This is a genomic window from Streptomyces sp. NPDC014006, assembly GCF_043088925.1.
Classification (GTDB): domain Bacteria; phylum Actinomycetota; class Actinomycetes; order Streptomycetales; family Streptomycetaceae; genus Streptomyces.
Genome location: NZ_JBICAJ010000005.1, coordinates 347,195 through 363,909, shown reverse-complemented (window position 1 = coordinate 363,909; position 16,715 = coordinate 347,195). Strand labels below are relative to the sequence as shown.

Annotated in this window: 11 protein-coding genes; 5 read left to right on the top strand and 6 right to left on the bottom strand. The window is 72.8% G+C overall.

The genetic code is table 11. The features are described 5' to 3' along the window. The first annotated feature begins 241 nt into the window (after window positions 1–241). From ACF1GV_RS19870 to ACF1GV_RS19860, 3 genes are all read left to right on the top strand, one after another. Complete coding sequence (locus ACF1GV_RS19870) at window positions 242–1,009, top strand: GntR family transcriptional regulator (RefSeq protein WP_391682439.1); 768 nt, start codon at window positions 242–244, stop codon at window positions 1,007–1,009. Window positions 1,010–1,152: 143 nt separating this feature from the next. Next, window positions 1,153–2,706, top strand: coding sequence for an MFS transporter (locus tag ACF1GV_RS19865; protein WP_391682436.1), 1,554 nt, complete (start codon window positions 1,153–1,155; stop codon window positions 2,704–2,706). A 78-nt stretch (window positions 2,707–2,784) separates the two neighbouring features. After that, on the top strand, window positions 2,785–6,159 hold the full coding sequence (locus ACF1GV_RS19860) for a pyruvate carboxylase (RefSeq protein ID WP_391682433.1): 3,375 nt from the start codon (window positions 2,785–2,787) through the stop codon (window positions 6,157–6,159). Window positions 6,160–6,316: 157 nt separating this feature from the next. Here ACF1GV_RS19860 and ACF1GV_RS19855 read toward each other — a convergent pair whose 3' ends face one another. Next, entirely contained in the window at window positions 6,317–6,709 is a 393-nt protein-coding gene (locus ACF1GV_RS19855; protein WP_391682431.1) for a DUF5997 family protein, read from the bottom strand. A 59-nt stretch (window positions 6,710–6,768) separates the two neighbouring features. Here ACF1GV_RS19855 and ACF1GV_RS19850 point away from each other — a divergent pair, with 59 nt between their 5' ends. Further along, on the top strand, window positions 6,769–7,569 hold the full coding sequence (locus tag ACF1GV_RS19850; RefSeq protein WP_391682428.1) for a LysR substrate-binding domain-containing protein: 801 nt from the start codon (window positions 6,769–6,771) through the stop codon (window positions 7,567–7,569). Window positions 7,570–7,612: 43 nt separating this feature from the next. On the opposite strand, the gene ACF1GV_RS19845 is transcribed toward ACF1GV_RS19850, so the two are convergent. The 5 genes from ACF1GV_RS19845 to ACF1GV_RS19825 all read right to left on the bottom strand — a co-directional run bounded on the left by ACF1GV_RS19845 (window position 7,613) and on the right by ACF1GV_RS19825 (window position 14,932). Next, complete coding sequence (locus ACF1GV_RS19845) at window positions 7,613–10,399, bottom strand: beta-L-arabinofuranosidase domain-containing protein (protein WP_391682426.1); 2,787 nt, start codon at window positions 10,397–10,399, stop codon at window positions 7,613–7,615. Window positions 10,400–10,527: 128 nt separating this feature from the next. Continuing rightward, window positions 10,528–11,826 carry an acyl-CoA carboxylase subunit beta gene (locus ACF1GV_RS19840; RefSeq protein ID WP_391682424.1) on the bottom strand — a complete coding sequence of 433 codons (1,299 nt, stop codon included), beginning with the start codon at window positions 11,824–11,826 and terminating at the stop codon, window positions 10,528–10,530. Between the two features lie 23 nt (window positions 11,827–11,849). Further along, window positions 11,850–13,664, bottom strand: a complete 1,815-nt coding sequence (locus tag ACF1GV_RS19835; RefSeq protein ID WP_391682421.1) for a biotin carboxylase N-terminal domain-containing protein — start codon at window positions 13,662–13,664, stop codon at window positions 11,850–11,852. A 333-nt stretch (window positions 13,665–13,997) separates the two neighbouring features. Continuing rightward, the gene (locus ACF1GV_RS19830) at window positions 13,998–14,144 is read right to left on the bottom strand and encodes a hypothetical protein (protein WP_391682419.1); all 147 of its coding nucleotides are present in this window, start codon (window positions 14,142–14,144) and stop codon (window positions 13,998–14,000) included. A gap of 311 nt (window positions 14,145–14,455) precedes the next feature. Beyond that, a complete protein-coding gene (locus tag ACF1GV_RS19825; RefSeq protein ID WP_391682416.1) occupies window positions 14,456–14,932 on the bottom strand; it encodes an Lrp/AsnC family transcriptional regulator in 477 nt (158 codons plus the stop codon). Window positions 14,933–15,195: 263 nt separating this feature from the next. Here ACF1GV_RS19825 and ACF1GV_RS19820 point away from each other — a divergent pair, with 263 nt between their 5' ends. Beyond that, entirely contained in the window at window positions 15,196–16,692 is a 1,497-nt protein-coding gene (locus ACF1GV_RS19820; protein ID WP_391682413.1) for an FUSC family protein, read from the top strand. Window positions 16,693–16,715: the final 23 nt, after the last annotated feature.

The following is a 16,715-nucleotide window of genomic DNA, read 5'->3' as shown; positions in this document are numbered from 1 at the left end:
CTGGGGAACCTGGCCCCAATGGTGTAGACCAGCACCGCGAGCTTGGCCTAGACCTATGGGGCTGTCAAGGGGTGTTCCAGGAGGTGATGTCCGTCGTGACCGGAACGTCACCGGCCGCGGCGCCGTGCGCCCTGACGGGGTTGGACTAGACCAAGTGTCGGTTCCGTCGCTATAACGGAGAACCGCCGAGCGGCCCGCTGCCGTCGGCCGTATCGGGCCAACGGAGCCGGGAAGGCGGGTCATGAGCACCGACGTCAGCAATGCCCAGAGGGAGCGACGGGGTGAACCCGGGCGCGTCGCACGGGTGCCCAAGTACTACCGGATCAAGAAGCGGTTGCTGGAGATGACCGAGGCGCGCCAGCCCGGCGCGCCCATGCCGGCGGAACGGCTGCTCGCCCTGGATTTCCGCACCTCCCGCACCACCGTCCGCAAGGCCCTGCAGGAACTGGTCGGCGAGGGCAGGCTGGACCGCGTCCAGGGCAAGGGCACGTTCGTCGCCCGCCCCAAGGTGTCGCGCACGCTGGACCTGACCTCCTACACGGAGGACATGGAGGCCCAGGGCATGCGCCCCGCCTCCCGGGTGCTGGACATCGGCTATGTCAGCGCCGACGCCGTGCTGGCCGGACTGCTCGACGTGACGGCCGGTGAGCGTGTGCTGCGGGTGGAGCGGCTGCGCCTGGCGAGCGGCGAGCCGATGGCGATCGAGGCGACCCACCTGCCGGACCGCCGCTTTCCGGGGCTGCGCCGCAACCTGGCGAAGTACACCTCCCTCTACACGGCCCTCGCCGAGCAGTACGGCGTACGGCTCGTGGAGGCCGACGAGACGATCGAGACCTCGCTCGCGACCCCGCGCGAGGCCGGGCTGCTCGGCACGGACGTCGGCCTGCCGATGCTGCTGCTTTCCCGCCACTCCCGCGACGCGCAGGGCAGGCCGGTGGAGTGGGTGCGCTCGGTCTACCGCGGCTCCCGCTACAAGTTCACGGCCACACTGACGCGCCCCGCGCACTGAAGCCCGCCCGGCACAGCGTTCCGGTGCCTGGGAACACCCTGCGTGCGGTGCGCGTCACCGCCTGACGCGACGCGCCTGATCGAGTGGTGGCCCCGCACCGGCGGGCGTAGCGTCGACGACGGACCCGGCACCCTGGGGCAGACATGAGCACCAGTCCGCAACCGATCTCCACGACGCAGCCCGCCACCGGCCGGCGAAGCGGTGGCGGGAACGCGATGGCCCTGCTGGTCATCGCCTCCTGCCAGCTGATGGTGGTCCTCGACATCACCATCGTGAACATCGCCCTGCCGCACATCCAGAGCGCGCTGGACTTCTCCACCACCAGCCTCGCCTGGGTGGTCAACGCCTACACCCTCACCTTCGGCGGTCTGCTGCTGCTCGGCGGGCGCACCGGTGACATCCTCGGCAGACGGCGCGTCTTCATGTTCGGCGTCGCCCTCTTCGCCGTCGCCTCCCTGCTTGGCGGCCTCGCCCAGAACCCCGGCGAGCTGCTCGCCGCCCGCGCCCTGCAGGGCGTCGGCGGAGCCATCGCCTCCCCCACCGCGCTTTCGCTGGTCAGCACCACCTTCAAGGAGGGGCCCGAGCGCAACCGGGCCTTCGGCGTGTTCGCCGCGGTCTCCGCCGGCGGCGGCGCCATCGGCCTGCTCATGGGCGGCATCCTCGTGGAGTGGCTGAACTGGCGCTGGGTGCTGTTCGTCAACGTGCCCATCGGCGTGCTCATCATCCTCGCCACCCCCCGCTTCATCCGCGAGTCCGAACGCCATCCCGGCCACTTCGACATCGCCGGCGCGCTGACCTCCACCGTCGGCATGGTGCTGCTGGTGTACGGGTTCATCCGGGCCGCACAGGAGGGCTGGCGGGACGCGCTGACACTGGCCTCGTTCGCCGCCGCGGTCGTGGTGCTCGTGACATTCGTGCTGATCGAGCGGCGTTCCAAGCAACCGATCACGCCGCTGCACATGTTCGCCGACCGCAACCGGGCCGGCACCTACGGGATCATGCTGTGCCTGGCCGCGGCGATCTTCGGGATGTTCTTCTTCCTGACCCTGTTCGTGCAGGACGTCCTGGACTTCAGCCCGCTGCAGGCGGGACTCGCCTTCCTGCCGGTCAGCGCGGTCATCGCGATCGGCGCCGGGCTCGCCTCGCGGTTCCTGCCCCGTTTCGGACCCAAGCCGTTCATGGTGACCGGCGCGATCCTCGCGGCCGCGGGTCTCGCCTGGCTCACCCTGACCGATGTGCACTCCACGTACGCGGGCAGCATCCTCGGCCCGATGCTCGTCTTCAGCCTCGGCATGGGCATGGAGTTCGTGTCGCTGACCCTGATGGCCCTGTCCAACGTGTCCCCCCGGGAGACCGGCGCGGCCTCCGGACTGCTCAACGCCACCCAGCAGGTCGGCGGCTCCCTCGGGCTGTCGATCCTGGTCACGATGTTCGGCACGGCCAGCACCGACGAGGCGCGCAAGCAGATCCCGCGCTTCCTGTCCCAGGCCACGCCCCTGGAGCGGCTGCGCTTCCAGCACACCGGGCAGCTGCCCAAGCCCTTCGCCGACGAGGTCCTCACCGCGGGAGTGTCGGCCGCGTTCGTCGTCGCCGCCGTCTTCACGGTGCTCGCCGCGCTGATCGCCCTCATCGCGATCCAGGTCCGCCCCGCCGACCTGGAACGGCTGCAGGGCCAGACGGGGCTGCCGCCGGGATGAGTGACCCGCGTCTCATGGCCAGCCGGGGAGGTTGCCGCGACCATGGTGGGAATCACCCGCAGGCCGAAGGGATCGGGGATGCTCCGCAAGGTACTGGTCGCCAACCGTGGCGAGATCGCGATTCGCGCCTTCCGAGCCGGATATGAGCTCGGCGCGCGTACCGTGGCCGTCTTCCCGCACGAGGACCGCAACTCGCTGCACCGGCTCAAGGCCGACGAAGCCTATGAGATCGGTGAACCCGGGCATCCGGTGCGCGCCTATCTCTCCGTCGACGAGATCATCCGCGCCGCCCGGCTGGCCGGCGCCGACGCCGTCTACCCCGGCTACGGCTTTCTGTCCGAGAATCCCGAGCTGGCCCGCGCGTGCGAGGAAGCGGGCATCACCTTCGTCGGTCCGAGCGCGCAGATCCTCGAACTGACCGGCAACAAGGCCCGCGCCGTGGCCGCCGCCCGCGAGGCGGGCGTGCCCGTGCTGGGCTCCTCGCAGCCCTCCAACGACGTCGACGACCTCGTGCGCGCCGCCGAGGGCATCGGCTTCCCCGTCTTCGTCAAGGCCGTCGCGGGCGGCGGCGGGCGAGGCATGCGCCGGGTCGAGGACCCCGCCCAGCTGCGCGAGGCCATCGAGGCCGCCTCCCGCGAGGCCGCCTCCGCGTTCGGCGACCCGACGGTCTTCCTGGAGCAGGCGGTCGTCGAGCCCCGCCACATCGAGGTGCAGATCCTCGCCGACGGCGAGGGCAACGTCATCCACCTCTTCGAACGCGACTGCTCGGTGCAGCGCCGCCACCAGAAGGTCATCGAGCTGGCGCCCGCGCCCAACCTGGACCCGGCGCTGCGCGAGCGGATCTGCGAAGACGCCGTGAAGTTCGCCCGGCACATCGGCTACCGCAACGCCGGCACCGTGGAGTTCCTCCTCGACCGCCAGGGCAGGCACGTCTTCATCGAGATGAACCCGCGCATCCAGGTCGAGCACACGGTCACCGAGGAGGTCACCGACGTCGACCTCGTCCAGTCCCAGCTGCGCATCGCCGCCGGGCAGACCCTCGCCGACCTCGGCCTGTCCCAGGACACGGTCACCCTGCGCGGCGCGGCGCTGCAGTGCCGTATCACCACCGAGGACCCCGCCAACGGCTTCCGCCCCGACACCGGCCGGATCAGCGCCTACCGCTCGCCCGGCGGCTCCGGCATCCGTCTCGACGGCGGCACCACCCACGCCGGTACGGACATCAGCGCCCACTTCGACTCCATGCTGGTCAAGCTGACCTGCCGGGGCCGCGACTTCACCACCGCCGTCAACCGGGCCCGGCGCGCGGTCGCCGAGTTCCGCATCCGCGGTGTGGCCACCAACATCCCCTTCCTGCAGGCCGTCCTCGACGACCCGGACTTCCAGAACGGCAACGTCACCACGTCGTTCATCGAGCAGCGCCCGCACCTGCTCACCTCGCGCCACTCCGCGGACCGCGGCACCAAGCTGCTCACCTACCTCGCCGACGTCACCGTCAACAAGCCGCACGGCGAGCGCCCCGAGCTGATCGACCCGGTGAGCAAGCTGCCCGCGCTGCCCGCCGGGGAGCCGCCCGCCGGCTCCAAGCAGAAGCTCACCGAACTGGGTCCGGAGGGCTTCGCCCGCTGGCTGCGCGAGTCGCCGACCATCGGCGTCACCGACACCACCTTCCGCGACGCCCACCAGTCGCTGCTCGCCACCCGCGTGCGCACCAAGGACCTCCTCGCCGTCGCCCCGGTCGTCGCCCGAACCCTGCCCGAGCTGCTGTCGCTCGAGTGCTGGGGCGGCGCCACCTACGACGTCGCGCTGCGCTTCCTCGCCGAGGACCCCTGGGAGCGGCTGGCCGCTCTGCGCGAGGCCGTGCCCAACCTCTGTCTGCAGATGCTGTTGCGCGGCCGCAACACCGTCGGCTACACCCCGTACCCGACCGAGGTCACCGACGCCTTCGTGCAGGAGGCCGCGGCCACCGGCATCGACATCTTCCGCATCTTCGACGCCCTCAACGACGTCGGCCAGATGCGCCCGGCCATCGAGGCCGTCCGCGAGACGGGCACCGCGATCGCCGAGGTCGCCCTCTGCTACACCGGCGACCTCAGCGACCCGGGCGAGCGCCTCTACACCCTCGACTACTACCTGCGCCTCGCCGAGCAGATCGTCGACGCCGGCGCGCACGTCCTGGCCGTCAAGGACATGGCGGGCCTGCTGCGCGCCCCGGCCGCCGGGCAGCTCGTCTCCGCGCTGCGCCGCGAGTTCGACCTGCCGGTCCATCTGCACACCCACGACACCGCGGGCGGCCAGCTCGCCACCTACCTCGCCGCGATCCAGGCGGGCGCGGACGCGGTCGACGGGGCGGTGGCGTCCATGGCGGGCACCACCTCGCAGCCGTCGCTGTCGGCGATCGTCGCCGCCACCGACCACTCCGAGCGGCCCACCGGGCTCGACCTGAAGGCGGTCGGCGACCTGGAGCCGTACTGGGAGAGCGTCCGCAAGATCTACGCCCCCTTCGAGGCGGGCCTCGCCTCCCCGACCGGGCGCGTCTACGACCACGAGATCCCCGGCGGTCAGCTGTCCAACCTGCGCACCCAGGCCGTGGCCCTCGGCCTCGGCGACCGCTTCGAGGACATCGAAGCGATGTACGCCGCCGCCGACCGCATCCTGGGCCGCCTGGTCAAGGTCACCCCGTCGTCCAAGGTGGTCGGCGACCTCGCCCTGCACCTGGTCGGCGCCGGTGTGGACCCGAAGGACTTCGAGGAGAACCCGGACCGCTTCGACATCCCGGACTCGGTGATCGGCTTCCTGCGCGGCGAGCTGGGCACCCCGCCCGGCGGCTGGCCGGAGCCGTTCCGCACCAAGGCCCTCAAGGGCCGCGCGGAGGCCAAGCCGGCGCCGGAACTGGGCGGCGAGGACCGCGAGGGCCTGGAGAAGGACCGCCGCGCCACCCTCAACCGGCTCCTCTTCCCCGCCCCGACCCGCGAGTTCGAAACGCACCGCCAGTCCTACGGCGACACCAGCATCCTCGACAGCAAGGCCTTCTTCTACGGCCTGCGCCCGGGCAAGGAGTACGCCGTCGACCTGGAGCCCGGTGTGCGGCTGCTCATCGGCCTGGAGGCGATCGGCGAGGCCGACGAGCGTGGCCTGCGCACCGTGATGTCGACGCTCAACGGCCAGCTGCGGCCGATCCAGGTCCGCGACGCGGCCGCGTCCGCCGACATCCCGGCCACGGAGAAGGCGGACCGCGCCAACCCCGGCCATGTCGCGGCACCCTTCGCCGGTGTGGTCACGCTCTCCGTCGCCGAGGGCGACCAGGTGGAGGCGGGCGCCACGGTCGCCACCATCGAGGCGATGAAGATGGAGGCCTCGATCACCGCGGCGAAGGCGGGCACCGTGTCCCGGCTGGCGATCAACCGGGTTCAGCAGGTGGAGGGCGGCGACCTGCTCGTCGTGATCGGCTGACCCGGCAATGACCACGGCCCCCCGGCACCGGACAGGTGTCAGGGGGCCGACGTCGAGGGCGAGGGAAGCGAAAGGGCTTATTCGAGGAGGTTCGCAGAAGGAAGCCCCTTCACCCTGCGAGCCGCCGCACCGGGTTCCGGGGCTGTCGCCCCGGGGGTCACTTCGCCTGCTGCGCCCGCTCCGCGTCGCGCTCCTTCAGCCGGGCCGCCTCCTTGCGCACCTCGGCCTGGGTGGCGCGCTCCTTCACCAGCCACTCCGGCATCTCCTGCCTGAGCGCCTCGATCTCCTCGGTGGTGAGGGCGCCGGTGATCCCGGCACGGAGGAGACCCGCGTTGGACACGCCGAGCTTCGCCGCGATCACGGGACGCGGGTGCGGGCCGGTGCGTCGCAGCTCGCGCAGCCACTCCGGCGGGCTGGCCTGGAGCTCGTCGAGCTCGGCACGCGAGACGACACCCTCCTGGAACTCCTTGGGGGTGGCGGGGAGGTACACACCCAGCTTCTTCGCCGCCGTGGCCGGCTTCATCGTCTGGGTGTTCTGCTGCGACTTCATGCAGTCCAGACTATCCGCCCGGGCGGAGAGCTCCGACCACAGCCGGTAGCCTTGCGGGCGTGACAGGCTCCGAAGACTCCCCGTCGTTCCGGCTCGCCTACGTCCCCGGGGTGACGCCCGCGAAGTGGGCGCGGGTCTGGAACGAGCGCCTGCCCGACGTCCCCCTCACCCTGCGGCAGGTCCCGGCCGCCGAGGCTCCGGGCGTGCTGCGCGAGCAGGGCGCCGACATCGGTCTGCTGCGGCTGCCGGTGGACCGGACGTTCTTCAGCGCGATCCCCCTCTACACCGAGACGACGGTCGTCGTGGTCCCCAAGGACCACGTGGTGACCGCGGCCGACGAGGTCACCCTCGGCGATCTCGCCGACGAGGTCGTCCTGCACCCCCTCGACGACGTCCTCGGCTGGGACGACGCCCCGCCCGGGGAGCCCGCTTTCCAGCGCCCGGAGACCACCGAGGACGCGATCGAGCTGGTGGCGGCCGGGATCGGCGTCCTGCTCGTGCCGCAGTCGCTGGCCCGGCTGTACCACCGGCGGGACCTCACCTACCGGCCGGTCACCGACGCGCCGCAGTCCAGCGTCGTCCTGTCCTGGCCGGAGGAGACCACGACCGACCTGGTCGAGGAGTTCATCGGCATCGTGCGTGGCCGCACGGTCAACAGCACCCGGGGGCGCGGCCGGACCCAGCAGGCCGAGCAGCAGACGCCGGCCAAGGGGGAGCGACGCAAGACCTCCGGGGGCGGTGAGCGAAAGAGCGGGGGTGCAGCCCGTGGCGGCGGCTCGCGCGCGGCCGGCTCCCGCGGCGCCGGCGCCAAGACCGGCGGCCGGCGCGGCAGCGGAGGCAAGCCCCGCCGCCGCTCCTAGACCCGGCCGACGGGATCATCCCCGCATTGCGGACACGGCCTGTTCAGCGTGCGTACGACGCCGACCGCGCCGTACGCACCACGGCCTCGCCGTCGGCCCGCCCGAGCAGTCCGTCGGCGACCCAGGCGTCCACCACCGACCGCACCCGCGCGACCAGTGCCTCCTTCCCGGCGAAGGGTGCCCCGGCCCACACCGCGTCGAGCAGGGTGGTGCCGTCCGCCCGCGCCGGGTTGGCCACGCCCGAGTCGACGCCGCCGAACACCACTCGCGGCTCGACGCGCCGCAGGTAGGCGTGCGTCGGGTCCTCGGTGCCCTCGAAGAACGGCGCGAACCGTGTGCCGTCGAGGGTGAAGTGCAGCGGCTCGCCGGGCACGGGCGTGAGCGTGGGCAGCAGATCGCCGGAGAGTGCGGCGTTGCGGTACAGCCCGAACTCCAGGGTGGACGTGGCCGGGTTGCGTGCGACGAGGTTGACCGGGCCGTGGAACAGCGCTTGCAGGGACGGGTCATCGGGGGCCTTCTCCACCCGCAGCCGGAACGGCATCGCCACGCGGACGACGTCCCCGTCCCTCCAGGTCCGCTCCACGGTGAGGTGGCTGCCCGGGGCCGCAGCGCCGCCCACCGGGCGGCCGTTGACCGTCACCCGGAAACCGGCCGTCGCCCACGCCGGCACCCGCAGCCGCAGCGCGAAGGCGGCGGTGCGGCCCCGCACGGTCAGTGTGCTGCCCTGCTCCCGCGGGAAGCCGGTGACCTGCGTGACGGTCACACCGTGCGCCGCCCAGGTCAGGGTGGAGGGGCTGTAGAGGTTCACGTACAGGGCGCTGCCGTCGGCCCGCGCGAAGTACACCGTGTCCTGGTACTTGGTGGCGCTCTCCATGCCGGTGCCCTCGCAGCAGGTGGTGCCCTGCTTCGGGGTGTAGTCCCGGACATGGCCGGGTGTCAGCCCGATGAAGTAGGTGACGAGCGGCTTCTCGGCGTCCGGCCGGTCCTGCTTGGAGCCGAGTACCTGGTTGTACAGGGCGCGCTCGTAGTAGTCCAGGTAGGCCGGGTCCTGCTCGTGCAGGAACAGGGCCCGGCTGAGCTTCAGCATGTTGTACGCGCAGCACGTCTCGGCGGTGGTGGCGCCGATCGAGCCCGCGATGACGTCCCGGCCCCTGAAGAACTCGCCCGTGCTGGTGCCGCCGATCGCGTACATGCGGTGCGGTACGACCATCCGCCAGAAGTTGCGCGCGGCCTTCAGGTAGCGCTCCTCGCCGGTCGCGTCGTACAGCCGGAGGTAACCGGTGAAGATCGGGATGTGCTGGTTGGCGTGCAGTCCGTCGAGGACGTCGGTGTCCGCCGCGCACGCGTCGATGAGCCGGTCCAGGTCGAACAGCCGGGCCAGCGCGAGGTGTTCGGGCCGTCCGGTGAGGTCGTGCAGATCGCAGATCGCCTCGACGATGCCGCCGAACTCGCCGCTGGAGAAGATGCCCCACATGCGCTGGAGCGTGGCGGCGGGCAGCTTCGACAGACGGCTGTGCATCCAGTCGCCCATTCCGGCGGCGAGGTCGAGCGCGCGGGCGTCGCCGGTGGCGAGATGCGCGTCGAGCAGCCCGCGCAGGATCTTGTGCGCGGTGTAGTAGGGCGCCCACACCGTGGTGTAGTCGCTTCTGGTCATCGACTCCAGCTGGATGAACTGCGTCTCGGGGTAGGCCGCGAGGAACCCGGGGTGGCTGGGACCGCCCCAGGTGCGCCGCAGGGTGGCGGTGAGTCCGCGTCCGGAGGCGTCGGCGAAGGTCCCGCGCGTCTGCTCGTCGAAGGCGTACGAGGCGAGGTCGCCGGAGCCGCGGCGGTGCTGCAGGGCGGCGATCTCGTCCGGGCGGAGCGCCCGCGACCACACGTCGAAGCCGCCGAGGGCGCCGGCGAACACGGGGTCGGCGGCGAAGGCGGAGCGCCCGAGCCAGTGGTGGGCGAGCGCGCCGAGGGCGGCGGGGGTGAGGGGCATGGCCGTGTTCCGGGCCACGGCGGTGCCGTCGACGTACAGCGTTCCCGTGCCCGCGCCGAGAGTGACCGCCACATGGCTCCACTGGTTCAGCGGCAAGGGCGCCGTGCCGTTCAGCGCCTGCTCACCGCCCGGCCCCGCGGTGGTGATCGCGAACCGGGGCACACCGTCGGCGTTGCGGGCGGCCAGATACAGATAGCGGGTGGTGTCGTCGCCGCAGTCCAGGACGCGGGCCCAGGCGGCGTCGTGGGTGGGCTTCACCCAGGCGGCCAGGGTGAGTTCGGCGGCGCCGCCGAGGACTTGCGGCGGCAGGTCGACGTACCGGCAGGACCCGCGGACGTTCTCCGCGGCGGGCCCGAAGCGGCCCTCCACGCTCAGCACCGCGGGATCGTGCCGCAGCGCCTCGCGCGCCTCGCCCAGCGCGCCGACCATGGTGCGGATCTTCTCCGCGAACACCTGCTCGCCCGTGCTCGCGTACGCCTGCGCCAGCATGGTCAGGAAGTGCCCGGTGTAGTGCCCGCGCAGATTCCCGTTGGCCTCCCCGTCCAGGCCCTCCCACCCGCCGGGGGCGACCGCGCCGCGCGTGGACAGCCCGGCGTTCGCGCGGAAGACCTGCAGCAGCCGGTCCACGTCGTAACCGCGGGCGTGCCGCAGCATCAACTCCCTTTTCTCGGCGAAGAGTCCGGGGCCGAGGGCGACCTCGTCGAGCGCGAAGGGATGCAGCGCCCAGGTGCCGGGCGTGGGCAGCGGGGCCGCCCGCGCCTCACCGGTCGTCCCGGCCGCCAGCCCGGACGCGGAGGCGGCGAGGACGGCAGAGCGCAGAAGGGTCCTTCGGGTGAGGGGCGGGGTCATGTGCTCCTCCACGAATGTTCGATATGACGAACGACGTACGGCACGTCGACCAGACGGTAGAGGCGCTGAAGCAGGGCGTCAACGGTACCGACGAGTTCGCGCCCGACGGCTCGGTCCGCCGCGCCGTCTCACCAGGTGTCGACGAACGTCCGTCGCTCCTCGGCCGGTTCGGTCCAGTCCGCCAGGGCCGCGCAGATCCACGCCCGGGACCGAGCCGGATCGATCACCGCGTCGATCTCCAGCGCCGCCGCCGCGTTCACCGCCTTGCCGCGCTCGTACAGTTCGGCGACCCGCGCCTCGAACGCGGCCTGCCGCTGTGCCGGGTCGGCGATGGCCTCAAGTTCCCTGCGGTAGCCGAGGCGGACCGCGCCTTCCAGGCCCATGCCGCCGAACTCACCGCTGGGCCAGGCCGCGGTGGCCAGCGGGGCGCGGGTCGAACCGCCCATCATCGCCATCGCCCCGAGACCGTACGCCTTGCGCAGCACCAGACTCACCAGCGGCACGCGCAGGTTGGCGCCGATGACGAAGAGCCGGGCGAAGTGCCGTACCGTCGCAGTGCGTTCGGCGTCCGGGCCGACCATGAAACCCGGCGTGTCGCACAGGGAGACCACCGGCAGGCCGAACGCGTCGCACAACTGCAGGAAACGGGCCGCCTTGTCGGCGGCGTCCCGGTCGACGGCCCCGCCGAGATGCGCCGGGTTGCTGGCGATCAGACCGAGCGGCCGGCCCTCGATGCGCACCAGGAAGGCCAGTACGCCCACCCCGAAGGCGGGGCGCAGCTCCAGCACCGAGCCGACATCGGCCAAGGCGCGCACGGCCGCCCGCATGTCGTAGGCCCGCCGCCGGTTCTCGGGCACGACGTGCCGCAGCAGCCGCGCGTCCGGCTCCTGCCAGTCGCCCTGCGGCCCGCGGAAGTACGACAGATAGCGTCTGGCGACGCGTACCGCCTCCGCCTCGTCGGCCACCGCCAGGTCCACCACGCCGTTCGGGAGCTGCACCGACAGCGGGCCGACCTCCTCCGGCCGGTACACGCCGAGCCCGCCGCCCTCGATCATCGCCGGCCCGCCCATGCCGATGCTCGCCTCCGGTGTGGCGATCACGACGTCGCAGCAGCCCAGCAGTGCGGCGTTCCCGGCGAAGCAACGGCCGGAGGCGATGCCGACCAGCGGCACCCGGCCGCTGAGCCGCCCCATGCGATGGAAGGTGGTGACGTCCAGGCCCGCGACCGACGTGGTGTCCGTGTCCCCGGGACGGCCCCCGCCGCCCTCCGCGAACAGCACCACCGGCAGCCGCCGCTGCTCCGCGAGCTCCAGCATCCGGTCGGTCTTGCGGTGGTTGTTGAGCCCCTGCGTGCCCGCCAGGACCGTGTAGTCGTACGACATCACCACGCACGCCCTGCCGTCGATCCGCCCGGTGCCGGTGACCATGCCGTCGGCCGGGGTCGAGCGGATCAGCTCGTCCAGGGGCCGGCGCGCCGCCGCTGCGCGGCGATCGCGAGCGCGCCGAACTCGGTGAACGAGTCCTTGTCGCACAGGTCGTCGATGTTCTCCCGGGCGGTACGACGGCCCAGGGCGTGCCGCTTGGCCACGGCCTCGGGCCGGTTCGCGTCCAGCGTGAAACCGTGCCGGCGCTCGGTCTCGGCCAGGTCGGCACGGACGGCGTCCAGGTCGGCCCGCGCGTCCTCGGGTTCGGACGGATCCGCGCCGGCGACCTCGTCCAGCTCCGCGAGCAGCGCTCCAGCGGTGACCGTCCCGCCCACGCGCGCGTGCAGCCGCCGTACGACACCGGAGGCGGGCGCGCGCACCACGTGCTCCATCTTCATCGCCTCGATCACCAGCACCTGCTGCCCGGCGCGGACCGGTTCGCCGAGTGCCACGTCCACGGAGACGACCGTGCCGCTCATCGGCGCGGTGACCGATCCGTCCTGCCACGTGGGGGCCCCGGGCTCCGTCGCGCGGACGTGTTCGGCGACCACGCCGGTGTGCGCCCAGAACCGGGGGCGGTCCAGGACCTCGCGCAGCAGGGGGATGCCGGTGCGCACGCCGTCCACGGCGAACTCCGCCAGCGCCCGCCGGGCCCGGGCGCAGGCCGCCTCCACCCCGCCGTGCGGGGCGTGCGCGATCACCTTCGCCAGCAGGGCGTCGTAGCGGGTGCCGACCTCCCTCCCGGCGCGCAGGGCCGTGTCGACCCGGATGCCCGGACCCGTGGGCACGTCGAACCGAGTGATCCGGCCCGACTGCGGCAGCACGCTGCCGTCGCCCGCCGTCACCTCCGCGTTGACACGGGCCTGCACCGCCACCCCGCGCGGCGCCGGGGGCGGGCCCGCGAGCCCCACGTCGGCCAGCGTGTCCCCGGCCGCGAGCCGCAACTGGACGGCGACCAGGTCGACGCCGGTCACCTCCTCGGTGACCGTGTGCTCCACCTGGAGCCGGGGATTGGCCTCGATGAAGCGGAACTCCCCGCCATGCAGCAGGAATTCGACCGTGGTGAGACTGGTGACGCCCGCGGCGCGCGCCAGTCGCAGCGCGCTGTCGAGGACCTTCTCCCTGAGAGAATCGGGAAGTTCGGGTGCGGGTGCGATCTCGATCAGCTTCTGGTGGCGGCGCTGGGCGCTGCAGTCGCGGTCCCACAGATGCGTCACCGCGCCGGTGGTGTCGCCGACGATCTGCACCTCGATGTGCCGGGCACCCTCCAGCAGCCGCTCCGCGTACACCTCGTCCCGTGCGAAGGCCTGCCGTGCCTCCGAACGGCACCGCTCCCAGGCCTCCGCCAGCTCCCCGGCCGAGCGCACCACACGCATCCCGCGGCCGCCGCCCCCGCCGACCGCCTTCACCATCAGCGGCCCGCCGGCCAGCAGCGCGCGAGCCTCGGCGAGGCCCGAGGCGCCGTCGAGCACCGGCACCCCCGCCCGCGCGGCCAGTTCACGGGCGCGCACCTTGTCGCCGAGCAGGCGCAGGGTCTTCGCCGAAGGGCCCACGAACCGGACACCGGCCTCGGCGCAGCGGCCGGCGAAGTCCGCGTCCTCGCTCAGGAAGCCGTACCCCGGGTGCAGACAGCCGCAGCCGGTGCGGAGGGCCGCCTCGATCAGCGCGCCGGCGTCCAGGTAGCCGCCGGCGAGCGGCACGGCCTCGTCCGCGAGCCCCACATGGGCGTCGTCGCCGTCGGCGTACACCGCGACCGTGCGCAGCCCCGCCTCCTGCGCGGCCCGCAGCACGCGGACGGCGATCTCCCCACGGTTGGCGACGAGGACGGCGGCAGAACCCATGGCAGCTCCCTGAGCGCGCGGACGACCGGCCGTGCCATGCTCATTGATGTTGACATTGACGTCAACATCAACGTCCATACGCCGGCGGCGTGGCGCGCACTCAGAAGACCTGGGCGGTCCGCACCGCCCGTGACCGCACCGAGGCCCCTTTCGGGCCCGGCTGCTCGACGCCGCAGAGGCGGCCTCCGCCCCGCTCGGCTACGGCCCCGCCACCGTCGCCGACCTCACCGCCGAGGCCGAGGTCTCCCGGGCCGGCTTCTACGTGTGCGTCGCGTCCGAGGAGGACGTCTTCCGTGTCCTCGCGGCCCCAGTACGGGACGCCTTCCTCTCCTCTCAGGAGGTGCCCGGCGTGGACACCGGCGACGTGCGCGCCGTCGCCCGGGAATCCGTCGCCGCGTTCGGCAAGAGGCCGGCGAGCATGAACTTCGAGGCGCCCATGGCGAAGACGGCCATGGAAAGCAGGTGCAGCGGGAAAGGCATCGAGTGGCTCCGAGGTGAGGAGAAGCACGAGAAGGACATCTCGTCACCGCGGCCAGCCCCAGCGCACACTCGTCCCACCGCGGAATGCGGCGCGACGACAGGGCTACGGGTTCAGTGACTCAGTTCAGTGACTCAGGGGGCTGACGGCGTGACCGAAAGCCCCCGCCTTGTCCGACTCAGGACTCGACATGGCCCGCACGCTACCCGACCGATGCCCGTCGAGGCATCCCGGTTTCACCCGTATCGGCCTGTATCACCGACGTCATGGAACGGGGCTGAGCGTACGGGCCGGTCGCAGGCTGCCGTGACCGTCAGGGCGCGCTCTGGCGCCCGATCGACTCCACCAGGGGCAGCAGGCGGTGCGGGACGCGTTCGCGCAGGGCGACCTCGGTGCGGGTGCGCACCACGCCGGGCAGGCTGATCACCTTCTGGATCACGTCCTCCAGGTGGGCGTTGTCGCGCGCCACGACCCGGGTCAGCATGTCCCCGCCGCCGGTGATCGAGAACGCCTCGACGATCTCCGGTACGGCCGCCAGGGCGTCGCCCACGTCGTCGAGGTGCCCCTGGGTGACCTCGATGTGCACGAACGCCAGGACCGGGTGGCCCAGCGCGGCGGGGGAGAGGGCGGGGCCGGTGCCGGTGATGACGCCGTCCCGCTCGAGGCGGTCCAGCCGCGCCTGGAGCGTGCCGCGGGCCACGCCGAGGATCCGGGCGTACTCGCGCACGCTCGTGCGCGGCTGCTCGAGCAGCAACCGCAGGATGCGGGTGTCGAGCTCGTCCACGGTCATGGTGCCACCGGTCTTCCAGGTCGTGCGTTGATCGACATCGACTGTACCAATGGCTCAGCTGCCTGGCGGCGGGGCGTACCACGGAGGCTGGTCCGTTGGTCCGGCATCGGCCGATGACTGCCCCCTTTTTCTGAGCCAATGGCTCAGGTGGATCGGGCTGACTTGAGCCAGGGGTGGCGTTGATGCTCTCATGGTCGGGTCGATGGCGCTGCGGAACCCCGCGGCGCCTTTTTCGTGCGAGTGAGCCAAGGGGGCGGTAGGCAGTGCTGAAGAGGGTGTTCGTGGCACCGGACCCGGGACGGGTGCGGCTGCGCTTCGCGACGCGGGCGGTGCTCGGTATCGGGCTGGCCGTCCTCGTGTGCGGCCTGGCCGGACACTCCCTCCCCGGCGCCGTCACCGGCGGACTCGCCGCGCTGCTCGCCCTGTTCACCGTCGCCGACGCCACCGTGCCCCGGCAGGCCGTCACCACGGCCCTGCTGCCCGTCGTCGGACTGCCGGTGCTCGCGGCCGCGGCCGCGCTGCACGACCTGCCCGTCCTGCGCGACGTCACCTTCCTCGCCGTCGTCGGTGCTGGCGTGTACGCGCGCCGGTGGGGGCCGCGCGGGCACAGCCTCGGCGTGTTCGCGTTCATGATGTTCTTCATCGCACAGTTCCTGCACGCCGGCCCCGAGCAGCTGCCCGAGCTGTTCGTGGCGCTGCTGCTGTCCGTGGCGTCCGCGGCCGCCGTCCGCTTCGGCCTGTGGTGCTATGAGCGCCGCCTGCCCCCGGCGGCCGCGCCCGCCCCGCCCGGCGGCAGCGGGCTGGCCCGGGTGACCACCCGGCAGGCCGTCCAGGCGTTCACCGGCGCCGGCTTCGCCCTGGTCGTCGGCCAGCTGGTCAGCGGACAGCGCTGGTACTGGGCCGTCGGCGCCACCTGGTGGGTCTTCGTCAACACCGCCTCCCGCGGCGAGACTCTGGTGCGCGGCTTCCGCCGGGTGCTGGGCACCGTCATCGGCATCGGGCTCGGCCTGCTCGTAGCCGTACCCGTGCACGGGGCGCCCGTCCCCACGGCCTTGCTCGTCGCGGCGTGCGTCTTCGGCATCTTCTACTCGGCGGCCGTCTCCTACACCTGGATGATGCTGTGCGTGACGCTGCTGGCCGAGCTGCTCTACGGCCTTCTCGGCGTCCTCACCCCCGGGCTGCTGGCGCTGCGGCTGACGGAGACCGCCGTGGGGGCGCTCGGCGCCGTGCTCGCGGTGCTGTTCGTGCTGCCGGTGACCACCCACGCCGTCACCGACGCGTGGATCCAGCGCGCCCTGCGCTGCGTCCACGCGTGCACCGCCGAGGCCGCGGCGCGCCTCGCCGGCACGCCCGACGCCGACCCGGCGCCGCGGGTGGCCGAGCTGGAGCAGCTGCTCGGCCGGGTCCGGCTGTCCATCGCGCCGCTTGTGCACCCGCTGAACCCCATGCGCGGCCGTAAGCAGCGGGCCCGGACCGTGCTCGCCCTGCTCGACGACTGCGCCCGCGAGGTCCGCGGCCTGGTCGCCGTCGCCGCCGATCCCGAGGCCTCCCACGACGCCCGCCTGGCCGCCGCGTGCTGGCGGGTGCAGGCCGCGGTGGAGGCGCTGACCGAGGGCGAGGCCCGCGAACTCACGGTCTTCGCCCACCCGCCGGCCACCGAACCGGCCGCCCTCGCCCACCTGCACGGCCTGGAGCGCGCCCTCGCCGAACTGGCCACCCCGCTGCGGACCCCGTCGGGCTCACCGCTGGTCGGCGCGTGAGGGTGGCCGACGGGAGCGCGGGG